The organism is Haloactinomyces albus (assembly GCF_031458135.1).
Classification (GTDB): Bacteria; Actinomycetota; Actinomycetes; order Mycobacteriales; family Pseudonocardiaceae; genus Haloactinomyces; species Haloactinomyces albus.
Genome location: NZ_JAVDXW010000002.1, coordinates 131,027 through 149,082, shown reverse-complemented (window position 1 = coordinate 149,082; position 18,056 = coordinate 131,027). Strand labels below are relative to the sequence as shown.

The window sequence follows — 18,056 nt, the reverse complement described above, 5'->3', positions numbered from 1 at the left end:
CCGTCTGCTTGCCCTGTCGTACGGCCATCGTTCTTGAGGAGTTTCGGTGACAATGCACCTGGACGACCTGCGCGTTCGCCACCTCGGTGAGTGCCACTACGACTCACCCTTCTCCGAGATGCTCGCGGCCAAGCGGACTTCGCCGCACTACGTCGCGGAGGGCGACCGGGTATTGCTCGAGGACACCGTTTCGATGCTCACCGAGCACGACCTCCCGCCGGCCGAGCTGCCGAGCTTCGAGGCGGCGGGGCCGCGCCGGAAGATCTACTTCGACCCCGCCCGCGTCACGGCGGGTGTGGTGACCTGTGGCGGGCTGTGCCCGGGCCTCAACGACGTCATCCGCGGCATCGTCCAGGAACTCACCGTGCACTACGGGGTGAAGCGGATCCTGGGCTTTCGCAACGGGCTTCGCGGGCTGACCGCCGAGAACTGCCACGACGCCGAGGACTTGACGCCCGATCGCGTCCGCGAGATACACAACTCCGGCGGAACCATCCTAGGCAGCTCGCGCGGCGGCCAGGACCCCGACGAGATGGTCGACAGCCTGGTCCTGCGCGGGGTCAACGCGCTGTTCGTCATCGGCGGCGACGGGGGGATGCGCGCCGCGACGAACCTGGCCGCGGCGATCCGCCGGCGCGGTCTGGAAATCGCCGTCATCGGGGTTCCCAAGACGATCGACAACGACCTGCCTTACACCGACCAGTCCTTCGGGTTCCAGAGCGCGTTCGCGCAGGCGGCCAACTTCATCGCCTCGGTGGCCACCGAGGCCGCGGCCAGTCCGGACGGCATCGGCATCGTGAAGCTGATGGGCAGGCACTCCGGGTTCATCGCCTGCTACGCCTCGCTGGCCCGGAACGCTGCAGACGTCGTGCTCATCCCGGAGGTTCCGTTCGCGCTCGAAGGGCCGGACGGCCTGCTGGCTCGCGTCGAGCGGCACGTGCGCGAGAAGGGCTTTGTGGTCATCGTGGTGGCCGAGGGAGCGGGTCAGGACCTGCTGGAGGAGCGCGGTCTGCTCGCCGACGCCACCGACCCCTCCGGCAACGCCAAGCTCGGCGACATCGGTGCACTGCTGCGGGAGACCATCACCGCACACTTGACCGAGGCCGACCTGTCGCCCACGGTGCGCTACATCGACCCGAGCTACGCCGTGCGCAGCGTGACCGCCAACGCCTACGATAGCGTCTACTGCCTGCGCCTGGCCCACGCCGCAGTGCACGCGGCCATGGCCGGGCGCACCGAGACCGCGGTCGTGCGCTGGCGGCGCCGTTTCGTGCATGTGCCGATGCCGCTGATTATCAGCCACCGCAACGAGGTCGACCCCGACGGAGATCTGTGGATGTCCGTGCTCGAAGCGACCGGTTACCTGGCGCCGACGCGCGGGTCGCACGGCAGGTCGGATGTGAAGACGGTTCCGCACGACTACCGGGGCATCTGCCAGTTGTCCCACGATCGGGACGGCGGGGTGGGTGAGCCGCGCGACGTCGAGCTCCCCGGCGCCGGCCCGGTTAGGAGCTTCCGATGATGGCCTCGCTGGAGTTCGCGCTGGGGATCGCGCTGCTGGTGTATAGCGCGGAGAAGCTGATCGGCAACCTGGTCGGCGTGTCCAGCAGGTGGGTCGTCTCGCTGTTCCTGGTCGCCGTGCTGTTTACCGGGATCGAGTTTGACGACCTCGCGTACGGCATCGTGCTCAACGTCGAGGAGCTGCAGCACGCGGCACTGGGCACCGTCATCGGCACGACGATCGCGATCATGGGAATCGTGCTCGCACTGGCGACAACATCATCGAACCCAAGCCCACCACGCTTACTACCAGCGACGACATCACGAGTTATCGCTGGAGTCCTAGGCCGTTCCAGTGGGCGTTGGGGCTTTGCGAGCCCGCGAGCAAGCTCGTCGGAGGTTGTGGGGAGAGGATGATCATGACCGCCGCTGGTTGTTGCGAGACCGCCGTTCGTGTGCTGTTCGCCAGCGGTCGTCGCGCTAGCCTTGCCCGCCAAATCTTCAACCACGTAACTTTCCGTTTCATGTCCGGGAATCCGGAGTTCGGAAAAACCGCAGATTTGCGTTCGGGTTCATCGCCCGATGCGTGCCTGGTCACGAGTCGGCGATCACTTGCGTTTTTGTGCGCTGATTTCGCCGGGCCCGGGTTTCTTGGCGTTTCCAGCAGGGCAGTGGTCCGCGTGTGCAATCGGAGTAGTGACGCGGGTTGGCTCGGAACGCGAAGTGGTATGCGGACGCACCGGCCTCGTGAGCGTTCCGGCTTGGTGACAGACCAAAGGTGGTCTTGTATGGCAGATAGGCACCGGCTCGATTCGGTTCCTCGCAGTCCGGGGAAGGTGACGGTGTACGGGGCGTGGGAGCGCTTCGTGCGGGGTGAGGACGACGTCCGGGGTGTGCGGCCCGAGGTGGCGCTGTCTTGGCAGCGGTGCCGTGATCGGTACCGCGTCGACCCGTACCTGGCCGAGGCCAATCCGGCGCCGACGCGCGGGTCGCACGGCAGGTCGGATGTGAAGACGGTTCCGCACGACTACCGGGGCATCTGCCAGTTGTCCCACGATCGGGACGGCGGGGTGGGTGAGCCGCGCGACGTCGAGCTCCCCGGCGCCGGCCCGGTTAGGAGCTTCCGATGATGGCCTCGCTGGAGTTCGCGCTGGGGATCGCGCTGCTGGTGTATAGCGCGGAGAAGCTGATCGGCAACCTGGTCGGCGTGTCCAGCAGGTGGGTCGTCTCGCTGTTCCTGGTCGCCGTGCTGTTTACCGGGATCGAGTTTGACGACCTCGCGTACGGCATCGTGCTCAACGTCGAGGAGCTGCAGCACGCGGCACTGGGCACCGTCATCGGCACGACGATCGCGATCATGGGAATCGTGCTCGCACTGGCGGCGCTCATCGCCCCGTGCCCGGTGGATGTCCCCAATGACTACCTCGTGCTCTTCGCGGCCGGGCCGGCGGTGATGTTGCTCTTCGCCTCGACCGGCTGGTTGACGCAGGCCATGGGAGTCGTGCTGGTGGCCCTGTTCGTGGCGTTCGTGGGCTGGATCGGCTACCGCGAGTACGCCGCGCGACGGCCGGTGTTCCGCAACGCCGAGTTCTACGAGCAGGTCGAGAAGGCCGGCGCGGTCAGGGTCGTGACCACCTCGGAATCCAGCGCGACCGGTGAGCTGATCCCCGCTCGCCCACCCGCGGCGGACTCGGGGACGGGCGATGGCTTCGAGCTGCCCGGTGACCTGCGGCTCGACCAGGGCTTCCTGAGAGCGAGGCAGCGATCCCTGTGGATCAGCCTGCTGTTCGCGGTGCTGGCACTGGCCGGCCTGATCGGAGGTGCTGCGCTCGCCGGGCAGGGCACCGAGGGGATCCTCGAGACCTTTGACATCGACGGCACCGTCTTCGGCGTCACGATCGCGACGCTGGCGCTCTCTCTCGAGGACATCTTCCTCACCGTGGAGCCTGCCCGCAGGGGCGCGCCGGAGATCGGAGTCGCGAACGTCATCGGCAGCGTCGTGTTCTCGCTGACCGGTAAGCTCGGGATCGTCCTGCTCGTGGGCGGGAGCATCACGGTCGGCGAGAACGTGCTGTCCTGGCATCTGCCGGTCCTGCTCGGCATGACGGTCCTGTCGACGATCTTCTTGGCCACCGGGCGGCTGCGCCGCTGGCACGGGGGAGTGCTACTCGCGCTCTACGCCGTCTACTTCGTCGTCAGCCTGGCGGCTTTCGGCGGGGTGCCCCTCGACAGCGACTAGTACTCCAGCGTCACTTTGTGATTGTGGGCTGGTGGGAGGGGCATGAGATGCGGGCGGCCACCACGTGATCATGAGTGTGTGACGACAAATGAGCATGTGGTGGCCGCAGGTCACACGGTATCCCCTGGCCGAAGTGGTGCGGTATTCGAGTCGATGATGGATCGGGTGGCCAGGTGTTTGGCCGGGTAGAGATGCGGAGCGCGGCCCGAGCGTTCGTGTCCGGTCTGCTGGCGCCGATCGAGCGCAAGACCTGTTGGCAGCTGGCTGAGCATGCCGGGCATGCTCGTCCCGAGCGGATGCAGCGGCTGCTGCACACCGCTTGCTGGGATGCCGATGCCGTCCATGACGAGGTGTATGCCTTCATCGGGCAACGCTTCGCCGACCCCGCGGGGGTGTCGGTGGTCGATGAAACTGGGTTTCTCACGAAGGGGGCCTGTTCAGCGGGAGTGCAGCGGCAATATTCTGGCACCGCTGGGCGGATTGAAAACTGCCAGGTGGGGTTGTTCGCCACCTACGCCGGCGAGTCCGGGCACGCGGTCGTGGATCGCGAGCTGTATCTGCCTGAGCAGACCTGGTGCGCCGATGTCTCGCGATGCCAGCGGGCCGGGATTCCCTTCGCCTGGGTGGCCGCCGACGAAGTCTACGGGCAAAGCAGCTACTTCCGCAGTTGGCCGGAAAGCCACGGGATCGGCTATGTCCTGGCGGTGGCCTGCGATCACCGCCTGACCGTGAGTCGTGATGGCACGAAGCGCGCTCTGGCCGATATTGCCGCCGAGTTGCCCACCTCCGCGTGGCATCCCCACAGTGCCGGGGCGGGCGCGAAAGGCCCCCGTGACTACGACTGTGCCTGGATCTCTCTGCCCGGCCAACACCGGCAGTCAGTACTCATCCGTCGCAACCGCACCAGCGGTGAGCATGCCTATTACCGCTGCTACGCCCCGCAGCCGGTGCCCCTGGCCGAGCTGGTGCGCATCGCCGGAATGCGCTGGCACATCGAGGACTCGTTCCAGAACGCCAAAAGCCTGCTCGCACTGGCGACAACATCATCGAACCCAAGCCCACCACGCCTACTACCAGCGACGACATCACGAGTTATCGCTGGAGTCCTAGGCCGTTCCAGTGGGCGTTGGGGCTTTGCGAGCCCGCGAGCAAGCTCGTCGGAGGTTGTGGGGAGAGGATGATCATGACCGCCGCTGGTTGTTGCGAGACCGCCGTTCGTGTGCTGTTCGCCAGCGGTCGTCGCGCTAGCCTTGCCCGCCAAATCTTCAACCACGTAACTTTCCGTTTCATGTCCGGGAATCCGGAGTTCGGAAAAACCGCAGATTTGCGTTCGGGTTCATCGCCCGATGCGTGCCTGGTCACGAGTCGGCGATCACTTGCGTTTTTGTGCGCTGATTTCGCCGGGCCCGGGTTTCTTGGCGTTTCCAGCAGGGCAGTGGTCCGCGTGTGCAATCGGAGTAGTGACGCGGGTTGGCTCGGAACGCGAAGTGGTATGCGGACGCACCGGCCTCGTGAGCGTTCCGGCTTGGTGACAGACCAAAGGTGGTCTTGTATGGCAGATAGGCACCGGCTCGATTCGGTTCCTCGCAGTCCGGGGAAGGTGACGGTGTACGGGGCGTGGGAGCGCTTCGTGCGGGGTGAGGACGACGTCCGGGGTGTGCGGCCCGAGGTGGCGCTGTCTTGGCAGCGGTGCCGTGATCGGTACCGCGTCGACCCGTACCTGGCCGAGGCCCCGGTGGCCATTGCGGATGTGGACCACACGCTCGAGCATGACGTGGTCTTCGCCGAGCTCGGTTTCCGCGCGGCCTCGGTGGTCCGGGAGGTGACCGATCTCGGTGGCGTCGTGACCGTCACCGACGCCACCGGGCGGGTGCTGGCCGAGTGGGGCAACAAGGCCACGCGCAACTACGCGGCCAAGGCCAATCTGGCGCCGTGGTTCTCCTGGGCTGAGGGTTCCACCGGGACCAACGGCATGGGCACTGCGCTGGAGTCGCAATCGCCGGTGGTGATCCGGGGTGCGGAGCACTGGTGCCAGGCGCTCCACGACTGGAACTGCGCGGGTGTGGCGGTGCGCGACGTGGTGACCAGGGACCCGGTCGCGGCGCTGAACATCTCCTGCTGGCGCAGCGAGCTCCCCACCGCGGCGGGAGCCTGGTTGTCCAACGCCGCCAGCATGACCCAGCGCACGCTGCGCAAGCGCGCCCAGGACGGCTGCGCCGAGCTCATCGCCGCCTACAACCACGCGCGCTCGCGCGCGGGGGTGTCGCTGGCGGCGCTGGATCCGGCGGGCCAGGTGGTGATCGCCGACGACTGGGCGAGTGTCCTGCTGGGCGTGCCGGGGTCGACTCCCGCGCCCGATCCGGCAGTGCGCTGGGACCCAAGGCTGCCGGAACTGGTCCGGACGGCCAAGTACGCGGCCAAGCAGGCTTCGCGCAACCAGGACTGGGTCGGTTCCACGCAGATCTTCACGCACCTGGCTGACGAGCCGACGCCGATCAGCCTCCGCCCGGTGTTCCTGGCCGGTCACCTGGTCGGCAACCTCGTCGAGTTCGGGGTTTCCGAAGGGGACCAGCTGCCGCGCGCCGACGGCGGCAGCACCGGCTGCGACCAGGTGCAGGATTCCCGGATCGTAGCGATGCGGGAGAACCGGATGGTGCTGCTGCGTCACCAGGAGGTCTCCTTCGCCGAGTCCGAGGGCAACGACGTGTGGCTGACCACCGACCAAGGTCGGCTGCGGGCCGCTTCACCGGCTCTGGACAAGCTCGAGTGCGAGCTGGGCGGGACCGGCCTGCGGGTGCACCGGCAGTACGTGGTCAACCTCGGCCGTATCCGCGAAGTCGAACGCGGCTTCAAGGGCGAACTGGCCCTGGTGATGGACGACGAGGCGCGGACGATGGTGCCGGTCTCCCGGCGAAACGCTCCTGCGGTGCGCCGGGCACTGGGCATCTGAGGGTGTCACGCGACCCTGGAAGGAGTTCCCATGCCGGAAAATCCCGATGCCGTGGCGATCAGCCGTACCTACGACCAGAGCGTTAGCCAGCCGGCCAAGCGCATGCGCAGCCACCCCGCCGCTGGTGGGAACAACTGCGATTGGTGGCCGCACCGGCTCGACCTCGGAATCTTGGCCAAGCACCCCCCAGCGCGGGATCCCATGGGAACGGATTTCGACTACGCCGCCGAGTTCGCCAAGCTGGACCTCGACGCGCTGGCCCGCGACATCGACGAGGTGCTGACCACCTCGCAGGAGTGGTGGCCGGCCGATTTCGGGCATTACGGGCCACTGGTGCTGCGCATGGCCTGGCACTGCGCCGGCACCTACCGCGCTGGCGACGGACGCGGCGGGGCGTCCTCGGGCATGCAGCGCTTCGCCCCGACCAACAGCTGGCCGGACAACCGCAACCTGGACAAGGCCCGCCGACTGCTGTGGCCGATCAAGCAGAAGTACGGCCGCAGCATCTCCTGGGCCGACCTGATGGTCTTCGCCGGCAACCGGGCGCTGGAGACCATGGGGTTCAAGACCTTCGGCTTCGGCGGAGGCCGGGCCGACGTGTGGGAGCCGGAAACCGACGTCTACTGGGGTCCGGAACGCTCCTGGTTGGGCGACGAGCGGCACAGCGGGGTGCGCGACCTGGAGGAGCCCTTGGCCGCCGACGAGATGGGCCTGATCTACGTCGACCCGCAGGGCCCCGCCACCCTGCCCGACCCCGTCACCTCGGCGCGCGACATCCGCACCACGTTCGCGCGAATGGGGATGAACGACGAGGAGACCGTGGCGCTGATCGTCGGCGGGCACACGTTCGGCAAGACCCACGGTGCCGCCGACATCATGAAGAGCCTCGGCGACGAGCCGGAATCCGCCCCGATGGAGGACATGGGGCTGGGCTGGCGCAACTGCCACGGCACCGGAAAGTCCTCGGACACGATCTCCAGCGGCCTGGAGGGCATCTGGACGCCCACCCCCACCCAGTGGGACAACAGCTTCCTGGAGACCCTGTTCGCGTACAAGTGGGACGTGGAGCTCAGCCCAGCCGGGCTGTGGCAGTGGGTTCCCCGGGACGGCGCAGGTGAGGGCACCGTTCCCGACCCGCACGACCCGAACGTCCGCCGCACCCCGACGATGCTGACCACCGACCTCGCGCTGCAGGAGGATCCGGTCTACGAGCCCATCGCGCGGCGCTTCTTGGAGCACCCGGAGCAGCTCGCGGACGCCTTCGCGCGCGCCTGGTTCAAGCTCACCCACATCGACATGGGTCCGATCCAGCGCTACCTCGGCCCGCAGGTGCCCGAGGAATGGCTGATCTGGCAGGACCCGGTTCCGCCGGTCGACCACGAGTTGGTCACGGCGGCGGGCATCGCCGAGCTCAAGCGGCGCGTGCTGGCCTCCGGACTCGCGGTGCGCGAGCTGGTGTTCGTGGCCTGGGCCTCGGCGTCGACCTACCGGAACAGCGACAAGCGCGGCGGCGCCAACGGAGCCCGCATCCAGCTGGCACCCCAGCGCGGCTGGGACGCCAACGACCCGGACACCCTGGAGAAGGTGCTCGCCACCCTGGAGCAGATCCGCCGTTGGTTCAACGCCGAGAGCCCGGAGCCGATCTCGCTGGGCGATCTGATCGTGCTGGCCAGCTGCGCCGCGATCGAGCACGCCGCGGCCCTGGCCGGCCACCACCTGCACGTCCCCTTCACTCCCGGGCGCACCGACGCCACCCAGCAATGGACCGACGTCGAATCCTTCGCCGCTCTCGAACCCCGCGCCGACGGCTTCCGCAACTACTACTCGCCTGGAAACCGGCTGCCCGCCGAGTACCAACTCGTCGACAAGGCCAACCTGCTCACCCTCACCGCCCCGGAGATGACCGCCCTCGTCGGCGGACTGCGCGCCCTGGACACCAACCACCACCACTCCCAGCTCGGCGTGCTCACCGACCGACCCGGCCAACTCACCAACGACTTCTTCACCAACCTGCTCGACATGGAAATCGAATGGGTTCCGAACACGCCGAAACACGGACTGCCCGGAACTTTCCAAGGACGTGATCGGCACACCGCCGCGCCGCGGTGGGCCGCCAGCCGGGTTGATCTGATCTTCGGTTCACACTCCGAGCTGCGTGCGATCGCCGAGCTCTACGCCGCCGAGCAGGACAAATTCGTCCAGGACTTCGTGGCGGCCTGGGATAAGGTGATGAACCTGGGCCGATTCGACTTGACCTGACGATTCGTCCGCTGGGCGGAAAGCATTCCGCTGCGGCGTGAATTGGGCGGGAATTTCAGCAAAGTCCGCGCGAACCACGGTTGTCCGCGCGCTCTCGCTCGTCCGGTGGCGGTCGTCGCGCTGAAAAGGGCACGCATCGGCGGAATGGGCACGGACGTGCCACACCTGTTGTCCGAATGTTGGGAAGGGGATCGGTGATGGCGTGCTCGTGCGGGCTTGTGGCCGGGGCGCCAACCTCGACGGCACAGCTGAATCGCCGGACTGCGCAAGGATTTCCGACTGGTCGACGGTTGTCGGACGCGTCGGTGCAGTGGTCCAAAACTTGGGAACCCGATCACGAACCCGGTTGGGCGGTAGCTGATTCCGTGCGAGCGGCGCGGCAGAACAGCTTAGCGGTTCACCCTTTCGGTGTGGCCTCCGACACCGTAAAATTCACAAGTACCACAGGTTAAATGGCCGGAGCTTGAGGAGGGAGGTCAATTCCTCGCGGCTCCGCTCATCGCGCGAGCACACTCCTGTGGGAGGAAGCAGTACTTCAGCACGCACTTTCTTCGATGATTCAGCTGATTTCGTCCCGTTCTATGCGACGACCCAGGGAAGTGCTGGTCGAATTGGTGTGCTTCGCACGCCGAGGAGGCTTCCCTCGTCGAACGGAAGCGTCTGCAGAGGCATCGATCAAAGGGGAACTATGGGCCTGCACCAGAGGCACACCCATTTGCGAGCAACTCCAGACAGGTATGAGCGATCCGCACATGGATTCGAAATGAGGAGGTGAAGTCCAATGACGACGACTCAGGAACGCGAAGACCTTCTGAGCGAGCTCGGCTTGGACGCACAGAACAGCGCAGCGATCGGTCGTGTGCTGGGAACCGGCAGGACCGAGCGGGCCACCGAGCGTGCGGACGGCACGATGGAGGCCACCATCCGGATCCGAGAGGACGAGATCGCCTGGGACCCCGCGATCCTGGTCCTGCCGCACGGCGGTGATGTCGAGCTGACCGTCATCAACGACGACAAGAACACGCACGCCTGCCTGCTGCCGAGCAACGGCGACAAGAAGTTCCTCTGGCTGTTGAACCACTCCAAGGGCAAGGCCAAGCTCAACCTCGATGGCCCGGGCTACTACTGGTACAGCTCGCCCGGCGGCAACGACGAGGGCCGTGGTCTGACCGCCGCCATCGTCGTTCTCGGCGAGGTGCCGCCGGAAGCCCGTCTCGACCGCCCCGACCAGCCGCGCCAGTAGAAAGGGACGAACATATGACAGTCGAATACGTTGACGCCGGCGAGGCGATCGACCACGGCGCGCTGAGTGCCGTCTCCGGCACCGCCCCCGCGGTGACCGACAACATCGACTACGAGCGCATCAAGAACGCGCGTTCGGAATCGCACAACTGGATCACCTACTACGGTGATTACGACGGCCAGCGCTACAGCCTGCTGGACCAGATCAACACCGAGAACGTCAAGCGTCTCGGTCCGGCCTGGATCTTCCAGGCGGGTACCTCCGGTCAGATTGCGGGCGCGTCGACCTACGCCTTCGAGGCTACCCCGATGGTCGTCGACGGCGTCATGTACGTCACCGGCTGGGACGGCTGGTTCTGGGCGCTGGACGCCAAGACCGGTGAGCAGTTGTGGCGCTACAAGCACGCGGTTCCTTTCGACGTGTCGCTGTGCTGCGGTAACGTCAACCGCGGCTGCGCGGTGGCCAACGGCAAGGTCTACTTTGTGACCCCGAACGCCCACCTGCTGGCGCTGGACGCCACCAACGGCAAGAAGGTCTGGGAGAAGACCATCGGCGACGTGCGCGCCGGTGAGAGCGCCTCGCTGGCCCCGCTGGTCGTCAAGGACACGCTGATCACCGGTAGCGCCGGCGGCGAGTTCGGCGTACGCGGCCACATTGATTGCTGGGATCTGGAGACCGGTGAGCAGCGCTGGCGCTGCTACACCATCCCGAGGCCGGGCGAGCCGGGCTCCGAGACCTGGCCGTCCGACGGCGAGGCCTGGACCCGCGGCGGTGCGAATCACTGGGTCACCGGTACCTATGACCCGGAGACCAACCTGTACTACGCGGGCACCGGGAACCCGGCGCCCGACTTCGACGGTGCGGTCCGCGAGGGCGACAACCTCTACTCCGACAGCGTCGTCGCAGTCGACGTCGACACCGGTGAGATCCAGTGGCACTACCAATTCACCCCGCACGACCTCTGGGACTACGACTCCACCATGGAGATGACCCTGTTCGAGCGGGACGGGAAGAAGCTGCTCGGCCACTTCGACAAGAACGGCTACTTCTTCGTGCTGGACCGCACCAACGGTGAGCTGCAGCACGTCACACCGTACGTCGACCGGATCGACTGGGGCACCATCACCCGCGACGGCAAGGTGACCCCGCGGAAGTACCCGGACAAGGAGGGCGAGCCCGTCCACTTCTACCCGGGTCCGGCCGGTGCCAAGGAATGGACCCACGCCGCGTTCAGCCCGCGCACCGAGATGTTCTACGTGCCGGTCGCCGACGTGGGCGCCACCGCCACCCGCCGTCGTCGCGAGTTCAAGGAGGGCATGCCCTACTGGGGCGCCGCCGTCCAGGTGGACATCGACAACATGGCGGGTTCGGTCAGCGCCTTCGACACCTACGGCGTCGAGAGGTGGCGTTGGCGCAACTCCCACCCGATGGCCGCCTCGGTGCTGGCTACCGCGGGTGACCTGGTCTTCGCAGGCACCCCGACGGGCGAGTTCCTCGCGCTGGACGCTCGCACCGGCGAGGAACTGTGGAAGTTCCAGTGCGGCAGCGGGCACCACGGCAGCGCGATGACCTACATGGTCGACGGCAAGCAGTACGTGGCCGTGCCGGTCGGCTGGGGTGGCTGGCTCGAGGGGATCATCCCCGGCATGCTCGGCGCGGGCCACGGCAGCGCGCTGATCGTGTTCGCCCTGCCGGACTGATCGACGAAGTAGAGGCAACAGCCACGACCGTCGTCGACGGCGTGGTGGCGTGAAGCCGCGGAACCTCCGGGCGGCGGTGCGAGCGTACAACGCCCGCACCGTCCGCCCGGAGGTGTCCCTCCTAGCCATGACTCCTACCTCGCTGGCCCCGACTACGAGTGCGGCACCGAATTCCGGTGCCGCACTCGTAGTCGGGGCCAGCGGTAGAGCCGGCGGCATCACCGGTGACCACCGGCCGACTGCTGAAACCTGGCGGGCAGCACGGGAACGCCGTTTACCGGACAGACCCGGACAGTATTACCTGGACAGAGTCAGGCGACCGAATGGCTTCCAAAACAGTGCTACGGGAGGATGCATTGGGGTCGACGCGACGTGTTGTCGGGATCAAAGGGGAGCGGCAGGTCCTGTTTGACATCGCCGAGGTAATCGTGGCCGAGGCTGTTGGAAGGACCGTTTGGCTGAGGACCGACCTCGGACGCTTCCGGTGTGCCATCGACGGGATCGACAACATCGATGACAAGTACGCGGAGTGCGGCTTCGTACGAGTTCACCGGAGCTACCTGGTGAACCTGAGCCGCGTGCGCGAAGTGGAGCGCAAGGACGGAGGAGAGCTTGAGCTCACCGTCGAGAACTACGGCGGAGTCGTTCCGGTGTCCCGTCGCCGAGCGAAGTTCGTCACGGAATCTCTAGGGCTCTGAGCGCGCTCGTGCGCGCGAAGACGGGCCTGCTCGTCGATGCCGGACCCGATTCAGGACGTGACGACGTGCGCCGAAGACGACGAGCGGTCCGCACGCCGGCCTGGGCTCGAATGCTCGCGGGGCCGCGGAACGGGAACCTCGATCAGCACACCTGAGAAACGCGAAACCCCCAGTTCGCGCGCTGGTTTCGTCGAATGAACCGGCGCGCGGCCGCGGGGCGGCACTTGGATGCCCTCACGGCGAACGGGAGGACATCTTCGACTCCGACATCTTCGACTCCTTGGCCTTGTCAAGCACCTGCAGGGCCGTGGCCTGCGCGATGTCGGCTGCCACGGGGTCCCGCTCGAGCAGGGCCGTCGTGGTCGCCCCCTCCATGAGCTGAGCGATCTGACTCGCGACGAACTGCGTGTTCGGCAACCCGCACTCCTCGACGAGCTTGATCACCCACGCGCGCATGGTGTTCTTGTGCTCGTGCACCGCGTTTCGCACCGGCCGTGAGGTGTCAGCGAGCTCGACGGTCGCGTTGACGAAGGCGCAGCCGCGGAACGACGGCGTGGCGAACCACACGCGGAGGGAATCGAAGACCGACAGCAGTCGATCCCTGGGCGACGAGGTCCAGTCGATCTCCCCGCTCAGCCGCGCCCGGTGGCAATCGTCCATGTGCTCCAAGCACGCGACGATGAGGTCCGTCTTGGTCGGGAAATGCTTGTAGAGCGTCATCTTCGCCACGCCGATCTCGCTGACGAGCGTATCCACCCCCACTCCGGTGCCGCGCTCGTACATCATCCGCGAGGCTTCCTTGATAATGAGTTCCCGCTTGGTTTCAGTGTGCTCCATCGGTGACACAGATGCACCCCTGATCGGAGTCAAAAGCTGTTACTTTTATTGAAGTTCACCCAGAATACCCGTACTGCTGGGGCCGCGCAATGGGTTCCACGTCGCACCGATGTCGAGTCGTGAATTCCACGTTGCCGTCGCGCCGGGCGCGCGAGCGGGCCGCGAATCCACTTGGCGCTTTTTCTGGACCGTTCGTGCTGCAGGAGTATCGCTTCGTGCGGAATGCGTTGACTAGACGTACAGATCCGTGCAGCCTGGCAACTCGGTATGCTTCCTAGCTGTGGATGAAACCGCAGCGTAAGAAAGGGCAGCATGGAAGAAAGGAGTCGTCTCGGGGTTCCCCCGGAGCCTGTCTGCTCGGTCTGAACCCCGAACGGCGGGCACCGTCTAAATCTCGCTGTGACAACTGGAAGCACCAGCCACCGATGAAGAAAAATTCTGCTTGATCATTTAGTGGTCCGCAATTCCGAACCGGCCATCCGGTTGAAATACGGCACGCTAGGAGGCGTAACGACTAATGTCCAGCTTGACCGAAGTCGCCAACACGCTCGTTTCGAACAGGCGAGGGGTGCTCGCCGCCGACGAGAGCATCGGAACGATGTCCTCCCGACTGGAAAGCGTCGGGGTCGAGGCCACGGACGAGAATCGGCGCGCCTATCGCGAATTGATCGTCACCACTCCCGATCTGGTCGATTCGATCAGCGGGATCATCCTCGCCGACGACACGCTTCGCCAGAAGCTGTCCGACGGGCGCACCTTCCCCGAGGCGCTGGCGGCCATGGGCATCCACCCCGGCATCAAGGTCGACACCGGTGCCAAGCCGCTGGCGGGCGCCCCAGGGGAGAAGGTCACCGAGGGGCTCGACGGGCTGCGCGAACGCGTCGCGGAGTACGTGAGCCGCGGGGCGACCTTCGCCAAGTGGCGTGCGGTGTTCAACATCGGTGACGACCTCCCTTCGGAGCGCGCGGTTCGCGCCAACGTGCACGCGCTGGCACGGTACGCCGGGCTCTGCCAGGAAGGCGGCCTGGTGCCGATCGTGGAGCCCGAGGTGCTGATGGACGGCTCCCACTCGCTCGCCCGGTGCCAACAGGTGACCCGAGTGGTGCTGCGGTCGCTGTTTGACGAGCTCGCCCTCATGCAGGCTGACTTCGACGGTATGGTCCTCAAGCCGAACATGGTGGTCGCAGGCAAGGACTGCCCGGAGCAGCCCAGCGTGGACGAGGCCGCTCAGACCACGGTGGACACCCTGCGCGAGACGGTGCCGCCGTCGGTGCCGGGCATCGCCTTCCTCTCCGGCGGGCAGAACCCGGAGACCGCGACCAGACACCTCGGGGCCATGCAGAACTGCGGCTCGCTGCCCTGGGAGCTCACCTACTCGTTCGGCCGAGCGCTGGTCGGCCCGGCGCTCGAGACCTGGCGGGGCAACCCCGCCAACTGGGAGGCTGCCCAACGGGCGCTCTCGGTGCGAGCGGTCGCGAACGCCGCCGCGCGCTGAGCGCGGGCCGCATGACGAGCACCGACCGGACCGGCGACGCCGGTCCGGTCGGTCGAGCGTCCCGGAGGTCACCACGCATGGGAGAGGTCGCGGAATGAGCACAGACGACGCGGCGCTGAGCCACGCTCGCGCCCTGCTGGAGCGGTACCCGGTCGCGGACGGCCACAACGACCTGCCGTGGGCGCTGCGCGAGCAGGTCGGCTACGACCTCGACCGCCGCGACATCGCCACAGACCAGTCCGGAAACCTGCACACCGACCTTGACCGGCTGCGGGCCGGAGGCGTCGGCGCGCAGTTCTGGTCGGTCTACGTGCGCCCGTCGCTGGGAGGGGACAGCGCGGTCAGCGCGACGCTGGAGCAGATCGACTGCGTGCGTTCCCTCCTGGCCCGCTACCCGAAGGACCTGCGAGCCGCGCACACGGCGGAGGAGGTGGAGGCCGCGCGGGCGGATGGTGCGATCGCCTCGCTGATGGGGGCAGAGGGAGGCCACTCCATCGCGTGCTCGCTGGCGACGCTGCGCGCCTTGCACCGGCTGGGCGTGCGCTACCTGACCCTGACGCACAACGACAACGTCCCGTGGGCCGACTCGGCCACGGACCAGCCCGCCGCAGGTGGGTTGACGCCCTTCGGCGAGGAGGTGGTCCGGGAGATGAACCGCCTCGGGATGCTGGTCGACCTCTCGCACACTTCTGCGGACACGATGCGCGACGCGTTGCGCGTGAGCCGGTCGCCGGTGCTGTTCTCGCACTCCTCGGCCAGGGGCGTGTGCGACCACCCGCGCAACATTCCCGACGACGTGCTCGCCGCGCTGCCGGCCAACGGAGGCGTGGCGATGGCGACCTTCGTGCCCGATTTCGTGTTCTCCGAGCTGGGGGAGTGGAACCGGGCGGCGCGCGAGCACATGAGCGAGCGCGGACTGCACCACCGCGACACCACGCCGGAGGCCAAGGCCGCGTGGGAGGAGTTCGTGGCCGCCCACCCGCCTCCGCGTGCCACGGTGGCCACCGTCGCCGACCACCTGGACCACATGCGCGAGCTCGCAGGTGCCGACCACATCGGCCTCGGCGGCGACTTCGACGGGGTTTCCTCCACGACCGAGGGGCTCGACGACGTCTCCGGCTATCCGCGCCTGATCGCCGAGCTCCTCGACCGGGGCTGGTCGGAGTCCGACCTGGCGAAGCTGACCTGGTCGAACGCCGTGCGCGTGGTGCGGGACGCCGAGGGTGTGGCCGCTGAGCTCAGCCGCATCGAGCAGCCGTCCCTCGCCACCATCGCCGAGCTCGACGGCACGCCCGGCTGTGCCCGCAGTCCCAGCGGGTCGTCGCAGGCGGTCGGGGATGGGCCAACATGAAACCGCAGTGCGAGTTCCAGGAAGGGATGGAAACGTGGTGGACGCTCCGCTGATCACAATCGAGGAGCCGGGATCGTTCGCGTGGCGGGTATTCCACGAACGTCACCCGGCGATGATCGCGCAGCTGTGCGCCGCGCACCCCTTCGGGCCCGACGTGCGGGACGCGCTGACCGCGCTGCTGCACGAGACGACCGCAGGCGTTGTCAAGCCGCTCGAGGACGACGCGCTGGACCACGACGTCTGGTCGGCCTGGACGGCCGAGCGGATCGGCAGACCGTGGGCCGAATCCTCGTTCCTGTGGGCGGAGAGCTACTTCTTCCGCAAGCTGCTCGCCGCGACCGGGTTCTTCGCGCCGGGACCGTGGCGGGGCGTCGACCCGTTCGCGCCGATGAAGCGCGCGGAGCTGACCAACGCTGCCACCGTCGAGACCCTGAAGGCCCTCGACGAGCTCGCCGGGCTGAGCTCCGCGGACCGGGATGCCGCTGTGGTCCGGGCCGCGGTGTGGGGCAACCAGGCCGATCTGGCGTTCCAGCTGTCGGCCGGTGCCGGCACCGAGGGCGCGGGGCCGATCAGTGGGTCCAGCGAGGAGTTCTGGTCGCTGTTCGGCGAACCCGGCCCGGTCCACCTCGTCGCCGACAACGCGGCCGGTGAGCTCTCCGCGGACCTGGTGCTCGTCGATCGGCTGCTCGCGACCGGGCGCGCCGAGCAAGTCGTGCTGCACGTCAAGCCGCATCCGTACTACGTCTCCGACGCCACCCCGAAGGACGTGCTCGAAGTGCTGCACCACCTCAGCGGCCTGCCGGGAGAGGCCGGCGAAGTCGGACGCCGCGTCCAAGACTACCTGCGCGAAGGCAGGATCGAGGTGCGCGCACACCCGTTCTTCTGCGCACCACTGGATTTCGCGGAGATGCCGGAGGACCTGCGCGCCGACTTCACCTCGGCGGCGGTCACGATCTTCAAGGGCGATCTCAACTACCGCAGGCTCGTCGGGGACCGTCACTGGCCGGCGAGTCGGCCGTTCACCGACTCGGTGTCGCACTTCCCGGGTGCGCTGGCAACGCTGCGCGTCCTGAAGTCCGAGGCCGTCGTCGGCCTGGATCCCGACACCGTCGCCGCCCTCGACGCCGAGGGGGAGCCGTGGCGGACCAAGGGCTCCCACGCTCTGATCCAGACCAGTCCGGGGGAGTGAGCCGGTCTTTTTGCGCGAAATGTCCCTGCGCGCTCTCTGAAGTGGGTCCCGGGGTTGGGACTCGGTAATTGAGAATCTAGGCGGCGAGGGTCTGGGTGGGGTATTGTACCGGGCTTGGGCTCTGGCAGTGTGTGTGAGCCCGGCTGGTGCTGAACCAGGTGATGTAGTCGGCCGGCGCGGTCGTGAACGCCTCGACGCTGGGGTAACGGGTGTGGTGGAACATCTCCTCTTTGAGGTGGCCGAAGAAGCTTCCGATGACGGCGTTGTCGTGGCAGTTGGCCTTGCGTGACATCGACTGGGGCGCGCCCGCACCTACCGGGGCGCACCGTGGCGTCCGCCGGACGGCCGCGCGCTTCGCAGCGCGCTGCGCCGACGTGGGACGGTACGGGCAGCGTCGTGCTGCCCCGGCGCGTGCTCGGCGAGGTGGGCGTGCAGGTGCCGGTGCTGATACCGGAACAGGGCGCTGCTGTTGCGCGTGCAAACGGAGCTTGATTCTCCGCTGTCCGCATCGCCTCTGATGCGCAGTCGGCGAAGAAGACGGATCTGTCTGGTGGAGACTAGGCGGCGCGGCGATGTAACACTTGCCTGCATGTCT

Annotated in this window: 15 protein-coding genes; 13 read left to right on the top strand and 2 right to left on the bottom strand. The window is 67.2% G+C overall.

The window, feature by feature from the left end:
* The first annotated feature begins 46 nt into the window (after nucleotides 1-46).
* The 10 genes from JOF55_RS23555 to JOF55_RS23510 all read left to right on the top strand — a co-directional run bounded on the left by JOF55_RS23555 (nucleotide 47) and on the right by JOF55_RS23510 (nucleotide 12,589).
* Nucleotides 47-1,522: an ATP-dependent 6-phosphofructokinase gene (locus JOF55_RS23555; RefSeq protein ID WP_374727600.1), complete on the top strand. Its 1,476-nt coding sequence runs from the start codon at nucleotides 47-49 to the stop codon at nucleotides 1,520-1,522.
* Nucleotides 1,519-1,917: a hypothetical protein gene (locus tag JOF55_RS23550; RefSeq protein ID WP_310278854.1), complete on the top strand. Its 399-nt coding sequence runs from the start codon at nucleotides 1,519-1,521 to the stop codon at nucleotides 1,915-1,917. Before JOF55_RS23555 ends, JOF55_RS23550 begins: the two co-directional genes overlap by 4 nt.
* A 371-nt stretch (nucleotides 1,918-2,288) precedes the next feature.
* Nucleotides 2,289-2,630, top strand: a complete 342-nt coding sequence (locus tag JOF55_RS23545; RefSeq protein ID WP_310278850.1) for a hypothetical protein — start codon at nucleotides 2,289-2,291, stop codon at nucleotides 2,628-2,630.
* On the top strand, nucleotides 2,627-3,739 hold the full coding sequence (locus tag JOF55_RS23540; RefSeq protein WP_310278848.1) for a sodium:calcium antiporter: 1,113 nt from the start codon (nucleotides 2,627-2,629) through the stop codon (nucleotides 3,737-3,739). Before JOF55_RS23545 ends, JOF55_RS23540 begins: the two co-directional genes overlap by 4 nt.
* A 173-nt stretch (nucleotides 3,740-3,912) precedes the next feature.
* The gene (locus tag JOF55_RS23535; protein WP_310278845.1) at nucleotides 3,913-4,920 is read left to right on the top strand and encodes an IS701 family transposase; all 1,008 of its coding nucleotides are present in this window, start codon (nucleotides 3,913-3,915) and stop codon (nucleotides 4,918-4,920) included.
* A 371-nt stretch (nucleotides 4,921-5,291) separates the two neighbouring features.
* Nucleotides 5,292-6,689, top strand: coding sequence for a DNA-binding protein (locus JOF55_RS23530; protein WP_310278842.1), 1,398 nt, complete (start codon nucleotides 5,292-5,294; stop codon nucleotides 6,687-6,689).
* A 30-nt stretch (nucleotides 6,690-6,719) separates the two neighbouring features.
* Nucleotides 6,720-8,948 carry a catalase/peroxidase HPI gene (katG, locus tag JOF55_RS23525; RefSeq protein ID WP_310278839.1) on the top strand — a complete coding sequence of 743 codons (2,229 nt, stop codon included), beginning with the start codon at nucleotides 6,720-6,722 and terminating at the stop codon, nucleotides 8,946-8,948.
* A 781-nt stretch (nucleotides 8,949-9,729) separates the two neighbouring features.
* The gene (locus tag JOF55_RS23520; protein WP_310278836.1) at nucleotides 9,730-10,191 is read left to right on the top strand and encodes an MSMEG_3727 family PQQ-associated protein; all 462 of its coding nucleotides are present in this window, start codon (nucleotides 9,730-9,732) and stop codon (nucleotides 10,189-10,191) included.
* Between the two features lie 14 nt (nucleotides 10,192-10,205).
* Nucleotides 10,206-11,891 (top strand): PQQ-dependent dehydrogenase, methanol/ethanol family, encoded by a 1,686-nt coding sequence (locus JOF55_RS23515; protein ID WP_310278833.1) that lies wholly within the window; start codon nucleotides 10,206-10,208, stop codon nucleotides 11,889-11,891.
* Nucleotides 11,892-12,247: 356 nt separating this feature from the next.
* Nucleotides 12,248-12,589 (top strand): LytTR family DNA-binding domain-containing protein, encoded by a 342-nt coding sequence (locus tag JOF55_RS23510; RefSeq protein WP_310278830.1) that lies wholly within the window; start codon nucleotides 12,248-12,250, stop codon nucleotides 12,587-12,589.
* 234 nt (nucleotides 12,590-12,823) lie between these two features.
* Here the strand turns inward: JOF55_RS23510 and JOF55_RS23505 are convergent, their stop codons facing one another.
* Nucleotides 12,824-13,426 carry a TetR/AcrR family transcriptional regulator gene (locus tag JOF55_RS23505; protein ID WP_310278829.1) on the bottom strand — a complete coding sequence of 201 codons (603 nt, stop codon included), beginning with the start codon at nucleotides 13,424-13,426 and terminating at the stop codon, nucleotides 12,824-12,826.
* Between the two features lie 517 nt (nucleotides 13,427-13,943).
* Between JOF55_RS23505 and JOF55_RS23500 the strand changes: the two genes are divergently transcribed.
* The 3 genes from JOF55_RS23500 (at nucleotide 13,944) to JOF55_RS23490 (ending at nucleotide 17,461) form a co-directional block, all read left to right on the top strand.
* Nucleotides 13,944-14,921 (top strand): class I fructose-bisphosphate aldolase, encoded by a 978-nt coding sequence (locus tag JOF55_RS23500; RefSeq protein WP_310278825.1) that lies wholly within the window; start codon nucleotides 13,944-13,946, stop codon nucleotides 14,919-14,921.
* 94 nt (nucleotides 14,922-15,015) lie between these two features.
* Nucleotides 15,016-16,272 (top strand): dipeptidase, encoded by a 1,257-nt coding sequence (locus JOF55_RS23495; RefSeq protein WP_310278822.1) that lies wholly within the window; start codon nucleotides 15,016-15,018, stop codon nucleotides 16,270-16,272.
* Between the two features lie 37 nt (nucleotides 16,273-16,309).
* Nucleotides 16,310-17,461 carry a damage-control phosphatase ARMT1 family protein gene (locus tag JOF55_RS23490; RefSeq protein ID WP_310278820.1) on the top strand — a complete coding sequence of 384 codons (1,152 nt, stop codon included), beginning with the start codon at nucleotides 16,310-16,312 and terminating at the stop codon, nucleotides 17,459-17,461.
* A gap of 76 nt (nucleotides 17,462-17,537) precedes the next feature.
* On the opposite strand, the gene JOF55_RS23485 is transcribed toward JOF55_RS23490, so the two are convergent.
* A complete protein-coding gene (locus tag JOF55_RS23485) occupies nucleotides 17,538-17,684 on the bottom strand; it encodes an IS3 family transposase (RefSeq protein WP_374727613.1) in 147 nt (48 codons plus the stop codon).
* Nucleotides 17,685-18,056: the final 372 nt, after the last annotated feature.

Coding starts and splice junctions, on each gene's coding strand:
- JOF55_RS23550 (WP_310278854.1), top strand. CDS start 1,519: ATGATGGCCTCGCTGGAGTTCGCGCTGGGGATCGCGCTGCTGGTGTAT.
- JOF55_RS23545 (WP_310278850.1), top strand. CDS start 2,289: ATGGCAGATAGGCACCGGCTCGATTCGGTTCCTCGCAGTCCGGGGAAG.
- JOF55_RS23540 (WP_310278848.1), top strand. CDS start 2,627: ATGATGGCCTCGCTGGAGTTCGCGCTGGGGATCGCGCTGCTGGTGTAT.
- JOF55_RS23530 (WP_310278842.1), top strand. CDS start 5,292: ATGGCAGATAGGCACCGGCTCGATTCGGTTCCTCGCAGTCCGGGGAAG.
- katG (WP_310278839.1), top strand. CDS start 6,720: ATGCCGGAAAATCCCGATGCCGTGGCGATCAGCCGTACCTACGACCAG.
- JOF55_RS23520 (WP_310278836.1), top strand. CDS start 9,730: ATGACGACGACTCAGGAACGCGAAGACCTTCTGAGCGAGCTCGGCTTG.
- JOF55_RS23515 (WP_310278833.1), top strand. CDS start 10,206: ATGACAGTCGAATACGTTGACGCCGGCGAGGCGATCGACCACGGCGCG.
- JOF55_RS23505 (WP_310278829.1), bottom strand. CDS start 13,426: ATGGAGCACACTGAAACCAAGCGGGAACTCATTATCAAGGAAGCCTCG.
- JOF55_RS23500 (WP_310278825.1), top strand. CDS start 13,944: ATGTCCAGCTTGACCGAAGTCGCCAACACGCTCGTTTCGAACAGGCGA.
- JOF55_RS23495 (WP_310278822.1), top strand. CDS start 15,016: ATGAGCACAGACGACGCGGCGCTGAGCCACGCTCGCGCCCTGCTGGAG.
- JOF55_RS23485 (WP_374727613.1), bottom strand. CDS start 17,684: ATGTTCCACCACACCCGTTACCCCAGCGTCGAGGCGTTCACGACCGCG.